Source organism: Massilia sp. CFBP 13721 (genome assembly GCF_014842025.1).
Classification (GTDB): Bacteria; Pseudomonadota; Gammaproteobacteria; order Burkholderiales; family Burkholderiaceae_D; genus Telluria.
In genome coordinates this window covers 52,238-66,537 of sequence record NZ_JACYUY010000023.1, presented here as the reverse complement: position 1 = coordinate 66,537, position 14,300 = coordinate 52,238, and the positions used below count along the sequence as shown (strand labels likewise).

The window sequence follows — 14,300 nt, the reverse complement described above, 5'->3', positions numbered from 1 at the left end:
AAAAGTACGGAATGTTGTGCATGCGGCTAGTGTAGCCGATGCGCCTCTGCGCCGCGAACGCGCACCGGTCAGCCTGCCGGCGCGGGCATGGCCGTGCCGAACAAATGTTTATACGCAATAAACAATTGTTTACTAATTATTGACCTCGGCACCTTTTGGCACCTCGAACTTGAACTGCTGCGCGCCCAGCGACGGGTTGCGCTGGAAGCTGGTGAACTTCAACACCGAAGTCTGACCGAAGGTATCCTTCAGTTCCATCGCTTGTGGCGTGCCGTTCTTCAAACCGATGCTGATCTGCTCGAAGGTGGTGTCCTTCGCCTTCGGCACGGCGTTGAGCCATTCGAGGCCGTCGCGCATTCCCGCTTCGGACAGGGTGAAGTTCTTTTCCAGGTCGTTGCTGCCGAACAGGATCGCGGCGGGCGAGGAGCCGAGCGCGTTGCCGAGCTTTTTGACGGTGACCTGGTTCAGGTCCTTGTCGTAGATGTAGAGCGAGTCGCCGTCGGCTTGCAGCAACTGGTCGTAGGGCTTGGTGTAGTTCCAGATGAACTTGCCGGGGCGGGCGAAGACGAAGGTGCCACTCGAGACGGGTGATATCTTGCCGGTCTGGGATTTGCGTTGTTGTTGCTGGGTGAATTCGCCTTTGGCGGCTTTCGTGGTGGCGACGAAGGATTTGAATTGGTCGAGGGCGGTGGCGTGGGCGGCGCCGGACAGGGCCAGGGTGATAGTGGCAATCAGGGCGATTTTGTTCTTAGCGATCATTGGGGTCCTTTTTCAGTGTGCGGTGTGCATGGGTATGACCGCGTGGGCACGAGTGCCCACCCTACGGTGCATTACCGTTCCTGGATTATTCGGCCTGGGTCGCCGGCACGAGGATGTCGCGGTTGCCGTTGCTTTGCATCGGCGAGACGACGCCGCTGTTTTCCATCTGCTCGAGCAGGCGCGCGGCGCGGTTGTAGCCGATGCGCAGGTGGCGCTGCACGAGCGAGATCGAGGCGCGGCGGTTTTTCAGCACCACGGCGACGGCCTGGTCGTACATGGCGTCGGACTCGCCGCCGCCCTCGCCCGCCGCTTCGCCGCCACCGCTGGCGCCACCCTCTTCCAGCGTGCCGCCTTCCAGGATGCCTTCAATGTAATTCGGTTCGCCCAGCGACTGAAGGTGTTTTACAACTCGATGCACTTCGTCGTCCGAGACAAAGGCGCCGTGCACGCGCACCGGCAGGCCGGTACCGGGCGGCATGTAGAGCATGTCGCCCATGCCCAGCAGCGCTTCGGCGCCCATCTGGTCGAGAATGGTGCGCGAGTCGATCTTCGAACTCACCTGGAACGCGATGCGGGTCGGGATGTTGGCCTTGATCAGGCCGGTGATCACGTCGACCGACGGTCGCTGCGTCGCCAGGATCAGGTGGATGCCGGCGGCACGCGCCTTTTGCGCGATACGGGCGATCAGCTCTTCCACCTTCTTACCGACCACCATCATCAGGTCGGCCAATTCGTCGATGATGATGACGATCGTCGGCAGCTTTTCCAGCGGCTCCGGATTGTCGGGCATGATCGAGAACGGGTTCGGGATGTGCTCTTCGCGCTTGTCCGCCTCGGCGATCTTGGTGTTGTAGCCGGCCAGGTTGCGCACGCCCAGCTTCGACATCAGCTTGTAGCGGCGCTCCATCTCGTTCACCGCCCAGTTCAGCGCGTGACCGGCCTGGCGCATGTCGGTCACGACCGGCGCCAGCAGGTGCGGGATGCCTTCGTAGACCGACATTTCCAGCATCTTCGGGTCGATCAGGATCAGGCGCACGTCGGCCGGGTCGGATTTATACAGCAGCGACAGGATGGTGGCATTGATGCCGACCGACTTGCCGGAACCGGTGGTACCGGCCACCAGCAGGTGCGGCATCTTGGCCAGGTCGGCCACCACCGGCTTGCCGGCGATGTCCTTGCCCAGCGCAACCGTCAGGTTCGAAGCGCTGTCGTTGTACACCTTGGAGCCGACGATTTCGGTCAGGCGCACGATCTGGCGTTTCGGGTTCGGCAGTTCCAGCGCCATGTAGTTCTTGCCGGGAATGGTTTCCACCACGCGGATCGAGGTCAGCGACAGCGAGCGCGCCAGGTCGCGCGCCAGGTTGACGATCTGGCTGCCCTTCACGCCGGTGGCCGGTTCGATTTCGTAGCGCGTGACGACCGGCCCCGGGAAGGCGGCCACGACCTTGGCTTCGACGCCGAAATCCGACAGCTTCTTCTCGATCAGGCGGCTGGTGAATTCGAGCACGTCGACGCCGACGGTTTCCTGCACCGGTGGCGGTTCGTCCAGCAGCGACAGCGGCGGCAAGGGCGAATCGCCCGGCAGGTCGCGGAAGAGCGGCGTCTGCTGTTCTTTCTGGGCGCGCTCGCCTTTTGGCACCGACATCATTTGCGGCTCGACCCGGATCGGCGCCGATTCACTGGACACTGAGCTCGGCATCGTGATGGTCTGGGCCGCGACGGCATTCGGACCGGCCGGCGCCGGTGCAGCCAGCGATGGTGCAACCCGCGCAGGCGCCGGTGTCTTGGCCAGCACAGGGACCGGCTCATCGTCCTCATCGTCCAGTTGCGGCTCGGCGCGGCGTGGCGCGGCCGGCTTCTCCACGTGCTTCGCCCGTTCGGTCACCACCGCCTCGTCGCGCGCGACGGCCGCGGCTTCGCCCTGGCGGCGGTCTTCGCGGTCTTCCACGCGCAGGCGGAACCAGTCCATCGCGCCCTCGAAGCTGGCGCCGATGCGCTCGGCCACGGCCAGCCACGACACCTGGAAGAACAGCGAAAAGCCCAGGCCGAAGAGCAGCAACAGCAGCAAGGTCGCGCCGGTGAAGCCGAAGGCGACCTGCGAGGAATGGCCCAGCAACTGGCCCAGCACCCCGCCGGGCGCGCGCGGCAGTTCGACGTCCCAGGACCACATGCGCAGGTATTCGAGGCCCATGCTGCCGGTAAACATCAGGGCGAAGCCGATCCAGCGGACGATGAATTCGTCCTGGTGTTCCGGTTCGGCCGGCACCGGCAGCTTGTCGGTCAGGCGCAGGTAGCCGCGCCAGACGGTGCGCAGGAACAGCGCGCCCCACCACCAGGCGGAAAAGCCGAAAATGTACAGCAGCAGGTCGGCCAGCCAGGCGCCGGCCTTGCCGCCCAGGTTGGTGATGACCGGCACCACGTTCTCGTGCGACCAGCCCGGATCGGCCTTGTTATAGCTCAACAGTATCAGCACGAAATACAGGAAGGCGACGGCCATGGCGATCCAGCGCGCCTCCAGCAGGAGGCGGGCGAGACGGCGCGGCATCGGCGATCGCGGGGACGGATGTCGGGGGGGTGTCGGGGACTGGGTGGTGCTCTTCTTGCTCATGCTGCGAGGGGCTGATGTGTTCGCTTTTGCGGAATCCGGTCATTCTAAGCCATATGGACGCGCGAGGCCCGCGATTCATGCTCATGCGCATCATCGTCTATAATCCACATCACATTCGGCTGCCTTGATTTATCCCAGCTCCGCCCCCAGTTTCGCATTTCTTCACCTACGAACTCGCTCCCATGACCACTAAGAAACACGCCAAAGTCCTCATCCTCGGTTCCGGTCCCGCCGGCTACAGCGCCGCCGTCTACGCCGCGCGCGCCAACTTGAGCCCGATGCTGGTGACCGGCGTCGAACAGGGCGGCCAGCTGATGACCACGACCGACGTCGAGAACTGGCCGGGCGACCCGCTGGGCGTGCAAGGTCCGGAACTGATGGCGCGCCTGCTGCAGCACGCCGAGCGTTTCAATACCGAGATCGTGTTCGACCACATCCACACGACCCACTTGCATGAGAAACCAATTCGCCTGGTCGGCGACTCGCATGAATTTACCTGCGACGCCCTGATCATCGCCACCGGCGCCTCGGCCCAGTACCTCGGCCTGGAATCGGAACAAGCCTTCATGGGCCGCGGCGTGTCGGCCTGCGCCACCTGCGACGGCTTCTTCTACCGCAACCAGGAAGTGGCGGTCATCGGCGGCGGCAATACCGCGGTCGAGGAAGCGCTGTACCTGGCCGGTATCGCCTCGAAAGTGACGTTGATCCACCGCCGCGACAAGTTCCGCGCCGAGCCGATCCTGGTCGACCGCCTGATGCACAAGGTCGGCGAAGGCAAGATCGTGCTGGAACTGAACCAGACGCTGGACGAAGTCCTGGGCGACAACAGCGGCGTCACCGGCCTGCGCCTGAAGTCGGCGGCGAACGGCGAGAGCAAGGACTTGACCGTGCACGGCCTGTTCGTGGCGATCGGCCACAAGCCGAACACGATGATCTTCGAAGGCCAGCTCGAGATGCAGAACGGCTACATCAGGACGCGCAGCGGTCTTGATGGCATGGCTACCGCCACCAGCGTGCCGGGCGTGTTCGCAGCCGGCGACGTACAGGACCACATCTATCGCCAGGCGATCACCAGCTCGGGCACCGGCTGCATGGCCGCGCTCGATGCGCAGCGCTACCTGGAAGCATTGGAAGACGACCAGAAGTAACAGGAACACGATGGCGGGCATGAAAGACTTCGGCGACCTCAAATCCTTCCGCGACCAGCTCAAGGAAGACGAGCGCGTGCGCGCCATCGAAGCGGCCGAGCGCGAACGGCGCGAGCGCATCGCGCGCGAACGCGCCATCGAGTTCAGGAGCGCGATGGACGGCGTGAAAAAGATGCCGGAGTCGAACCGCTACGTCTACCGCCCGGTGCAGGAAGCACTGCTGCGCGAGCAGCCCGCAAAACGCGTGCTGTCGCAGGAAGAGGACGACGCCCTCGTGCTGCAGCAGTCGCTCTCCGACGGTTTCGACGTCGACGGCTTGCTTGACGACGATCCGACGCTTTCCTATGCGAAAGCAGGCGTCGGCTCCGACGTGGTGAAAAAGCTGCGCAAGCGCCACTGGCCGATTCAGGACGAACTCGACCTGCACGGCATGACGCGTGATACGGCGCGCGACCAGCTGGGCGACTTCGTCCAGCGCTGGGTACGCCGCGGCGTGCGCTGCGTGCGCATCATCCACGGCATCGGCTATGGCTCGCCGAACGGCGAACCGGTGCTGCGTTCGGTCGTGCACAGCTGGCTGGTGCAGCTCGACGAGGTCGTCGCCTTTTGCGGGGCGGACCGCAAGGAAGGCGGTCATGGCGCGCTGATCGTGCTGTTGAAACCGGTTCTTGACCGATAATTGTCTTCCCGGTGCTACCGGGAATACAACACTTTCCCCTGTACAATACTGCTGCGGCGACACCGGATCGCATGTCGTTGTAGAATTTCGCCATTGCCGCACACATATATGCATGTGCCCTGTCCAGTGCCTGCGCCCACTATAAGGGAAGACCATTGAAGTCCTGTACTATCGCTCCCATGTCCGCGCCGGTCCTGGTCGACCTGCAATCCTGCGCCGACGAACCGATCCATATTCCCGGATTTATCCAGCCGCATGGCTTCCTGCTGTTTTTTGGCCTGGACGGTGCGCTCGAGGGCTGGAGCGATAATCTTCCCGGCGAATTGGGCCCGCTGGCGATCGGCCAGCCTGCCGCCGCCCTGCCCCTGCCCGCGCTTGCCGTCGAGCTGATCGCCGACTGCGTCGACGGCCAGATAGAGGGCGAATATGCGCCGGCCTTTGGCGCGGTGGAACTGGGCGGCGCCGACTACGACTGCATCGTGCACGCCACGCGCGGGCGCATCATCGCCGAATTCGAAACGCGCGACGTCCCCGCCGACACGGTCGCCCTGTTCGCCGTCAAGGCGCACAGCTCGATCGAACGCGTGCGGCGTCAGAAAACCATCGACGCCCTGCTGGAAACGGCCGTGCGCCAGGTGCGCGAATTCACGGGTTTCGATCGCGTCATGGCCTACCGCTTCCGCGAAGACGACAGCGGCGACGTCGTCGCCGAGGCGCGCCGCGAGGACCTGGTGCCCTACGTCGGCCAGCGCTATCCGGCCAGCGACATCCCGGCCCAGGCGCGCCGCATGTATATCCTGACGACGCTGCGCATGATCGGCAACGTCGGCTACGCCCCGGTGCCGATGCTGGGCGAGCCCGGCGCCGAGCCGCTCGACATGAGCTACGGCGTGCTGCGCAGCGTCTCGCCGATCCACGTCGAATATCTGCAGAACATGGGCGTGTGCGCCTCGATGAGCGTCTCGATCGTGATCAACGGCCGCCTCTGGGGCCTGCTCGCCTGCCACCACATGGCGCCGAAACAGGTGCCCTACGCGATCCGCATGGCGAGCGACGTGCTGGCCCAGGTGATGGCCTCTACTATCCAGGGCATCGAGGCGCGCCAGGATGCGGAACTGGTCGAACAGGCCGCGCAGGTACGCACCAGCCTGGTCGAATCGCTGCTGGTCGACGAAGAACCGCTGGACGCGCTGGCGCACCATGCCGAGGCGCTGCAGGCCGTGTCCAGGTCACACGCGCTGGTCTGCGTCCACAACGGCAAGGTGATCAGCTTCGGCGCGATCGACCGCGACACCGCCGAAGCGATCGTGCGCACGCTCCCGCCTGACGCCAGCGACCTGCTGGTACGCGACAAGCTCGACGACTGGCCGGCCGGGCTGCAGCCGCTGCTGGGCAAATGGGTCGGCATGCTGGGCCTGCCCTTCGATCCGCCCGGCGGCGGCTGGTGCCTGCTGCTGCGCACCGAGCAGATCGAGCAGGTGGCCTGGGCCGGACGTCCGGAAAAGACGATCACCTTCGGCCCGCTGGGCGCGCGCCTGACCCCGCGCGGCTCCTTCGACGCCTGGCACGAAACCGTGCTCGGACGCGCCCAGCCGTGGGAAGCGCCGGTGCGCTCGCATGCGCGCCTGATGCTGTCCGAACTGCTGCGCGCCTCGAACGCGCGCCGCGCCCAGACCGAATCGACCCGCGCCCAGCTGCTGGCCATGCTCGGCCACGACCTGCGCGACCCGCTCCATTCGATCAACATGGCCGGCACCCTGCTCGAGCGCAGCAATGGCGGCGGCAACCAGCCGACGCTGGGCAAGCGCATCCAGTCCTCGAGCAACCGCATGCAGCGACTGATCGGGCAAGTGCTCGACATGAGCCGCATCGACGGCGGCCTCGGGCTGGGGATCCTGCTCGAGCCGCTCGACCTGGCCGCGCTGGTCGAGGATATGGTCGACGAGATGCGCCTGGCGTATCCGACGATCACCTACGCATTCGCCAATCCGGGCACCACGCTCGTGCGCGCCGACGCCGGGCGCATGTCGCAGGTGCTGTCGAACTTGCTGAGCAATGCGCGCCACCACGGCGACGTCGGCCATCCGATCCGGGTCGCCCTGCACGCCGGCGCCGGCTGGGCCACGCTCGAGGTGGCCAACAATGGTTCGCCAATCGCGGACGACGTCGCGCCCACGCTGTTCAACCCCTTCAAGCGCAGCGCGCTGCACAACCCGCGCAACCGCAGCGGCATGGGCCTGGGGCTGTACATCGTCGCCACCATCGTGCGCGAACACGAGGGCGAAATCAGTTACCGCCATGAAGGTGGGCAGGTGGTGTTCAGCGTGCGCCTGCCGCTGGCCGAAACCGAGCGCGCCGGCCCGACCTGAATACATCGTTGGCCGACGCGCGTAGGGTGGGCGGCTACACCCCGTTCATTTGCATTCACGCGGCATCTGCGCCGCCCACGCGTTCAAACAAGGCGGACCGCCGCGGATGAACAGCGTGACCGTATCCAGCACCCCGGATGCACTCACGCGGCACCGGCGCCGCCCACGCGTTCAACATAGGCGGACCGCCGCGGTTGAACAGCGTGACCATGTCCAGCACCCGGAAAGTCATGGCGCGGGATGATCGACCACGGCGGTCCGCCTCGTTTGAACGCGTGGGCGGCGCATTCGTCGCGTTGACGCAGATAGGCCAGTGTAGCCGCCCACCCTACGCCGACGGGTCCCGTGTTAGGCTAGCAACATGCCCACTGAATAGCCTGCTGCATGACCCTCATCAAGTTCATCGAAATCATGGCGATCCTGGTCGGCGCCTTTTCCGGCTTCATCGAAGCGCGCCGCAAGCGCATGGACCTGGTGGGGGTCTTCACGGTCGCCTTCATCGCGGCCTTTGGCGGCGGCACCCTGCGCGACATCCTGCTCGACCGCCGTCCGCTGTTCTGGGTCACGCACCAGGAATACGCGATCGCCATCTTCGTGCTGGCCCTGATCGCCTCGCCGCTGATCCGCACGCTGCGCCACATCGTCTCCGAACGCCTGATCGTGATCGCCGACGCCGTCGGCCTCGGCCTGTTCTCGATTGCCGGCACCTCGGCGGCGCTGGACGCCAACATGCCGCTCTTCATCGCGTCGATGATGGGCGTGATCACGGGGATTTTCGGCGGCGTGCTGCGCGACATCGTCTGCAACGAGGTGCCGATGGTGTTCAGGGACGGCAAGCCCTACGCGCTGTGCGCCTTCCTCGGCAACTGGATGTTCCTGCTGCTGGGACTGTATGCGAATGTCTCGCACGACTTCGCGCTGTGGACCAGCGCCTTGTCGATCAGCGTGATGCGCCTGGTAACGTGGAAATTCGATATCCAGATGGGCCGCTAACACGCGGCGGGCGCGGGCGCGACCGCCATCAATCCCGCAAACGCCTGGCGCAAGGCTTCCTGCGAATAGGGTTTGGTCAGCACACCGATGTTCAATCCAGCCAGCCGTTCCGGCGCAATCATGTAGCCGCTCGCCAGCACCACCGGCAGGCCGGGGTGGCGCCTGCGGATCTCGCGCGCCAGGTCGATGCCGTCCATTTCCCCGGGCATCATCACGTCGGAAAACACCAGGTCGAACTGCGCCAGCGGTTGCTCCAGCGCGGCGGCCGCGTCGCGCACCAGGATCGCCTTGCAGCCGAGGACGTCGAGCACGGCCATGCCAGCCTCGGCGACATCCGGATCGTCCTCCACATACAGGACCCGGCCTCCTCGTGCAGGCATGGCGGGCCGGGCGCCGCTCGCGCCAGCGGCCCCGCTTACCGCGTCCTGCGTGCTGCGCGGCAGCAGGATCGATACCGTCGTGCCCGTGGCCGACGTGTCGATCCATGCACTGCCGCCCGACTGCACGGCAAAACCGTAGACCTGGCTCAGTCCCAGGCCGGTACCGGCGCCAACCGGTTTGGTGGTAAAGAACGGCTCGAATGCCTGCTGCGCGACCTCGGGCGCCATGCCGGCACCGCTGTCGGCGACCGTCAGCCACACGAAATCGCCGGTCAGCCCGGTGGGCAGGCCCGGCGCGGGGAGCGTCATGTTGCGGGCGCCAATCACGACCTGCCCGCCGCCGGGCATCGCATCCCGGGCATTCACGGTCAGGTTCAGCAGCGCAACCTCGAGCTGCGTCAAATCGGCATCGGCATGCCACAGGCCGGGCGCGACCTCGAGCGTCAAGGTAATTTGTTCGCGCAAGGATTGCTGCAACAGCCCTGCGGCTTCGTCGAGCTGCCTGGCGATATCGAGCGCACCGGGCGCCAGCGCCTGGCGCCGGCCAAAGGCCAGCAACTGCTGGGTCAGCTTGGCGCCGCGGGTGGCGGCGCGCTCGATCGCCCCCAATGCGCGCTGGAAGGCTTCGCTGCCTGGCTTGACCAGCGGCAGCAGCGTCGCCGAGCCCTGCACCACCTGAAGCAAATTGTTGAAGTCGTGTGCGACCCCGCCGGTAAGCCGCCCGAGCGCTTCGAGCTTGCGCGATTCGTTCAGGGCGCTCTCGACGCGTTTGCGCGTTTCGACTTCCGACATCAGCTGCGACGTGCGTTCGAGTACGCGCTGCTCGAGCAGCGTGGCCGCCGCCGTCAGGGTCTGCATCTGGTCGCGCACCGTGTACTGCCAGGCGCGGGTCCGGCAAGCCGATTCGAACGATGCGTACAGCAGATCGGCCGAACATGGACGTTGCAGCACCGTCAGGTTCGCGAACTGGCGCAGGAAGCGCCATTGATTGCCCGCGCCCGCGCGCACTGCTTCCGAGCTCAGCACAATCAGGGGCAGGTCCGACCAGGCCGGCTGTCCGCCCAATGCCGCCGCCAGCGGCGCGGCGTAGGCTTCCAGCACTTCCTCGGTAAAGACCACCAGCGTCAATTCCCTGTCGCTGATGGCTGCGCCGACTTCCTCGGCCGATGCGCAGGTGCATACCCAGGCGCCCCACTTGCGGAACAGGCGTGCCAGCGCCGGCGCATCGTGTGCGAATGGCGCACAGATGGCGACACTGACCGGCCAATCGGACTTGCGCGGATCAGTCATCGGCAGGCACTTTTCCGGACGCCGGCTCGTCCGCTGCGCGCGGCTCGCCGGTCAGGACGCCTTGCATCCCATCGATCCGCTCTCCGACGCAGACACCGCCGGCATTGAGCGAAAACTCGCGGATCATGGTTTCGTGGCGCCCGGGACGCTTCTTCAGGACGGAAATCGCCTTGCGAATGTCGCCGCCGGACTCGAAGAAGCGCAGCAGCACCACGGTGTCGCTGAGGAAGCCGACGTCGAGGGGATCGTGCACGTTGTCGAGCAGACCAGACTGGCCCACGATCAGGATCGTCAGCACGCCCCGGTTCGACAGGTAGCTCAGCAACTCGTGCATCTGCAGCAGCAGTGAGGTTTCCTCATGCATGGTTTCGAGGTACGAATTCACGCTGTCGATCACCACGACCGCCGCATCGTGGTCCTCGACCTGGCGCCGCACCTTCCAGATGAATTCGCCCGGTGAAATGCGCGATGGATTGATGCGCTCCCAGAAAATCCTGCCGTCGCCGATCGCATCGGAAGCGCGGATCGACAGGCCGTTGGCGCGGTCGAGCAGCGTTTCCTTGGTTTCGTCGAATGCGAAGTAGGCGACGTGCTCGTCCTGTTCCGCCGCCACGTTCGCATACTGGAGGGCGAGCGACGACTTGCCGGCGCCGGTCGGCCCCAGGATCATGACGGAAGTGCCACGCGCCAGCCCGCCGCCGAGCATTTGGTCGAGCGAGGGAACACGGCTCTCGATGACGCCGCGTGCTGCCTGCTTGGCATGTTCATCGGCGATCAGGCTGGGGAACACATACACTTCCTTGCCGGTGATGGCGAAATCATGCCAGCCGCTCTGGAAATCGGCGCCGCGCATCTTGACCACGCGCAGGCGCCGCCGGGCCGCGCCGAATTCGCGCTCGCGTTGCTCGAGCGTGATGACGCCATGAACCGTTCCCTGCAGGTCGTATTGGCGCGGATCGTCGGTCAGGTCGTCCATCAGCATCGTCGTGCAGGCTTGCTTGAGCAGGAACTGCTTGAGGACGACGATCTGGCGCCGGTAGCGCATCGGATCGTTGGCCACCATGCGCAATTCCGACATCGAGTCGATGACGACGCGCATGGGCCGGCACTCGTCGATGATATCGGTGATCAATGCGATCGTCTCGCCCAGCTCCGCTTCGGATGGAAACAGCACGCTTTGCTGGCGTTCGAGGCTGACCTCGGCCGGCACCACCTCGCGCATTTCGATACCTTCGAGTGACCAGCCGTGGCTGGCGGCGGTGGCGCGCAATTCCGCGACCGTCTCGGAGAGCGAGATATAGCAGCAGGCCTCGCCTTTATCCCTGCCGTCGATCAGGAAGCGCAGGCCGAGTGTCGTCTTGCCTGAACCCGGACGCCCTTCGACCAGATGGACGCGCGAGCGCGGCAAGCCACCGCGCAGCACGAGGTCGAGTTCCGGGATACCGGTGTGGATTTTTTCGATGTCGCTCACGTGGTTTCTCCTCACCTCGGGCAGGAGAGCGGAAGCCGCACCCGAGGTCTGTTATCAGTTGCAATTAGTACAATAATGATAACGTGGAAAAGCGTGAGGATGGAGAGCGACCCGTCCCGCCTTCCTGCAAGACTGCGCCTACAGGGGACAGGCGCAGGGGTGTTACACCGCGTCCGCGCCGGTCTCGCCGGTGCGGATCCGAATCACCTGCTGCACGTCCTGCACGAAGATCTTGCCGTCGCCGATCTTGCCGGTGCGCGCGGCCTTGATGATGGCGTCGACCACCTGGTCGACCACGGCGTCGTCTACCACCACTTCGATTTTGACCTTCGGCAGGAAGTCGACCACGTATTCGGCGCCGCGATACAGTTCGGTATGGCCCTTCTGGCGGCCGAAGCCCTTGACTTCGGTGACGGTCAGGCCGGTGACGTTCACGTCGGCCAGCGCTTCGCGCACTTCGTCGAGTTTGAACGGCTTGATTACGCAGGTAATCTGTTTCATGTCTGCTCCAGTGTTGGTTGATTTTTTCAGTCCGGGATGTTCGCCAGGTCGTCGAGCCAGACCGTCGCTTCCGAATCGCTCGGGGCGCGCCAGTCGCCGCGTGGCGAGAGCGAGCCGCCGTTGCCGACCTTCGGGCCGTTCGGCACGCAGCTGCGCTTGAACTGGCTGGTCTTGAAGAAGCGCCACAGGAAGATCGCCAGGACCCGCTTGATCGCGGCCAGGTCGTATTCGTTGCGTGCGCCATGCTCGTCCGGCCAGCGGCCCTCGTGCTTCGCGCGCCAGGCCGAGTACGCTAAGTACGCCACCTTCGAGGGCGTGAAGCCGTAGCGCAGGATGTAGTACAGATTAAAATCCTGCAGCTCGTAGGGGCCGATCACGTTTTCGGTGATTTGCGCGGGCTTGTCGTCGCCTTCTTTTCCGGGCACCAGTTCGGGACTGATCTCGGTGCCGAGGACGTTGAGCAGCACTTCCGCCCCGCCCTCGACGACCGCCCCGGTTTCCGCCACCCAGCGCACCAGGTGGCTGATCAGGGTCTTGGGCACGCTGGCATTCACGTTGTAGTGCGACATGTGGTCGCCCACGCCATAGGTGCACCAGCCCAGCGCGAGTTCGGACAGGTCGCCGGTGCCGATCACGATCGCGCCCAGGTGGTTCGCGAGGCGGAACAGGTGGTTGGTGCGCTCGCCCGCCTGCACGTTCTCGAAGGTGACGTCGTACTGCTCCACCCCCTCGGCGAACGGGTGGTTCAAGTCCTTGAGCATCTGCAGGCAGCTCGGGCGGATGTCGATTTCGCGCGCCGTGCAACCCACCACGTCCATCAGCGCATGCGCCTGCTGCAGGGTGCGCCCGCTGGTGGCGAAGCCGGGCATCGTATAGGCGAGGATGTTCGTGCGCGGCAGGCCCAGGCGGTCCATGGCGGCGGCGCAGACCAGCAGCGCGTGGGTCGAATCGAGTCCGCCCGACACACCGATCACCACCTTCTGGATGCCACTCGAGAACAGGCGCTGGATCAGCGCCTGCACCTGGATGTTGTAGACCTCGGTGCAGCGCTCGTCGCGCAGCGCGCGGTTGGCCGGCACGTAGGGGAAGCGTTCGATTTCGCGGTTCAGGGGCAACGTCGCGTCGAACGGCAGCGCCAGCGTCATGCGCTGGACGCGGAAGGCCTTGATCTCGTCCGCGTGGCGGCGCGCCGTCTGGGCGAAGGTGGTGGCGCGGATGCGCTCCTGCGACATGCGTTCGAGGTCGACGTCGGCGAAGATGATGTGCGACTCGTCGAGGAAGCGCGGCGACTCGGCCAGCAGCTCGCCCTTTTCGTAGATGATTGCCTGGCCGTCCCAGGCGACGTCGGTGGTCGATTCGCCGCGGCCGGCCGAGGTGTACAGGTAGGCGGCCATGCAGCGCGCCGATTGCTGGCCCACCAGCTGGTGGCGGTAGGTGCTCTTCCCGACCAGCACGTTTGAGGCGGACAGGTTGACCAGCACCGTGGCCCCGGCCATCGCGGCGAACGAAGACGGCGGTACCGGCACCCAGACGTCTTCGCAGATCTCGACGTGGAAGCGCAACAGCGGCAGGTTCTCGACTTCAAAGACCTGGTTGGGGCCGAAAGGAACGATCTCGCCGAACAGCTCCACCGCATCGACGGCGGCCGATTCGGCGGCCGAAAACTGGCGCGACTCGTAGAATTCGCCGTAGTTCGGCAGGTAGCTCTTCGGCACCAGGCCGAGCACGCGTCCGTTCGCGACGATCGCCGCACAATTGAACAGCTGGTGATTGACCCGCAGGGGCAGGCCCACTACCATCGCCAGGGACAGGCTGACGGAAGCGTCGACGATCGCGCGCAAGCCATCCTCGCATGCGTCGAGCAAGGCCTTCTGGTGGAACAGGTCCTCGCAGCTGTAGGCGGAGATGCCCAGTTCCGGAAAGGCGACCAGGGCCGCACCCTGCTCTGCCGCCTGGCGCGCCAGGGTCAGTGTCTGGTCGACGTTGTAGGCCGGGTCGGCGATGCGGCAGCGCGGAATGGCGACGGCCACGCGCGCGAAGCCGTGAGAGTACAGGTTATAGAATCGATTGTTCATTGAGCCTCTTTCGCATGGCAGAAGTGC

The 14,300-nt window shown here is 65.2% G+C and carries 10 protein-coding genes; 4 read left to right on the top strand and 6 right to left on the bottom strand.

Annotation, left to right across the window (positions count from 1 at the left end):
* Window positions 1–132 precede the first annotated feature (132 nt).
* Both lolA and IFT60_RS19785 read right to left on the bottom strand, forming a co-directional pair.
* Window positions 133–759: an outer membrane lipoprotein chaperone LolA gene (lolA, locus tag IFT60_RS19790; protein ID WP_192054799.1), complete on the bottom strand. Its 627-nt coding sequence runs from the start codon at window positions 757–759 to the stop codon at window positions 133–135.
* An 85-nt stretch (window positions 760–844) separates the two neighbouring features.
* Window positions 845–3,367, bottom strand: a complete 2,523-nt coding sequence (locus tag IFT60_RS19785; RefSeq protein WP_192054796.1) for a DNA translocase FtsK — start codon at window positions 3,365–3,367, stop codon at window positions 845–847.
* A gap of 182 nt (window positions 3,368–3,549) precedes the next feature.
* Here IFT60_RS19785 and trxB point away from each other — a divergent pair, with 182 nt between their 5' ends.
* From trxB to IFT60_RS19765, 4 genes are all read left to right on the top strand, one after another.
* Window positions 3,550–4,515 (top strand): thioredoxin-disulfide reductase, encoded by a 966-nt coding sequence (trxB, locus tag IFT60_RS19780; protein WP_192054794.1) that lies wholly within the window; start codon window positions 3,550–3,552, stop codon window positions 4,513–4,515.
* A gap of 10 nt (window positions 4,516–4,525) precedes the next feature.
* Window positions 4,526–5,194: a Smr/MutS family protein gene (locus tag IFT60_RS19775; RefSeq protein ID WP_192054792.1), complete on the top strand. Its 669-nt coding sequence runs from the start codon at window positions 4,526–4,528 to the stop codon at window positions 5,192–5,194.
* Between the two features lie 179 nt (window positions 5,195–5,373).
* The gene (locus tag IFT60_RS19770; protein WP_192054790.1) at window positions 5,374–7,563 is read left to right on the top strand and encodes an ATP-binding protein; all 2,190 of its coding nucleotides are present in this window, start codon (window positions 5,374–5,376) and stop codon (window positions 7,561–7,563) included.
* A 384-nt stretch (window positions 7,564–7,947) separates the two neighbouring features.
* Complete coding sequence (locus IFT60_RS19765; RefSeq protein WP_192054788.1) at window positions 7,948–8,556, top strand: trimeric intracellular cation channel family protein; 609 nt, start codon at window positions 7,948–7,950, stop codon at window positions 8,554–8,556.
* On the opposite strand, the gene IFT60_RS19760 is transcribed toward IFT60_RS19765, so the two are convergent.
* The 4 genes from IFT60_RS19760 to IFT60_RS19745 all read right to left on the bottom strand — a co-directional run bounded on the left by IFT60_RS19760 (window position 8,553) and on the right by IFT60_RS19745 (window position 14,273).
* Window positions 8,553–10,226, bottom strand: coding sequence for an ATP-binding protein (locus tag IFT60_RS19760; protein WP_192054785.1), 1,674 nt, complete (start codon window positions 10,224–10,226; stop codon window positions 8,553–8,555). The two genes, IFT60_RS19765 and IFT60_RS19760, sit on opposite strands and share 4 nt — an antisense overlap.
* Window positions 10,219–11,697 carry an ATPase domain-containing protein gene (locus IFT60_RS19755; protein WP_192054782.1) on the bottom strand — a complete coding sequence of 493 codons (1,479 nt, stop codon included), beginning with the start codon at window positions 11,695–11,697 and terminating at the stop codon, window positions 10,219–10,221. Before IFT60_RS19755 ends, IFT60_RS19760 begins: the two co-directional genes overlap by 8 nt.
* A 162-nt stretch (window positions 11,698–11,859) precedes the next feature.
* On the bottom strand, window positions 11,860–12,198 hold the full coding sequence (locus tag IFT60_RS19750) for a P-II family nitrogen regulator (protein ID WP_192054780.1): 339 nt from the start codon (window positions 12,196–12,198) through the stop codon (window positions 11,860–11,862).
* A 26-nt stretch (window positions 12,199–12,224) separates the two neighbouring features.
* On the bottom strand, window positions 12,225–14,273 hold the full coding sequence (locus IFT60_RS19745; RefSeq protein ID WP_192054777.1) for an NAD(+) synthase: 2,049 nt from the start codon (window positions 14,271–14,273) through the stop codon (window positions 12,225–12,227).
* Window positions 14,274–14,300 lie beyond the last annotated feature (27 nt).

Coding starts and splice junctions, on each gene's coding strand:
- lolA (WP_192054799.1), bottom strand. CDS start 759: ATGATCGCTAAGAACAAAATCGCCCTGATTGCCACTATCACCCTGGCC.
- IFT60_RS19785 (WP_192054796.1), bottom strand. CDS start 3,367: ATGAGCAAGAAGAGCACCACCCAGTCCCCGACACCCCCCCGACATCCG.
- trxB (WP_192054794.1), top strand. CDS start 3,550: ATGACCACTAAGAAACACGCCAAAGTCCTCATCCTCGGTTCCGGTCCC.
- IFT60_RS19775 (WP_192054792.1), top strand. CDS start 4,526: ATGGCGGGCATGAAAGACTTCGGCGACCTCAAATCCTTCCGCGACCAG.
- IFT60_RS19770 (WP_192054790.1), top strand. CDS start 5,374: ATGTCCGCGCCGGTCCTGGTCGACCTGCAATCCTGCGCCGACGAACCG.
- IFT60_RS19765 (WP_192054788.1), top strand. CDS start 7,948: ATGACCCTCATCAAGTTCATCGAAATCATGGCGATCCTGGTCGGCGCC.
- IFT60_RS19760 (WP_192054785.1), bottom strand. CDS start 10,226: ATGACTGATCCGCGCAAGTCCGATTGGCCGGTCAGTGTCGCCATCTGT.
- IFT60_RS19750 (WP_192054780.1), bottom strand. CDS start 12,198: ATGAAACAGATTACCTGCGTAATCAAGCCGTTCAAACTCGACGAAGTG.
- IFT60_RS19745 (WP_192054777.1), bottom strand. CDS start 14,273: ATGAACAATCGATTCTATAACCTGTACTCTCACGGCTTCGCGCGCGTG.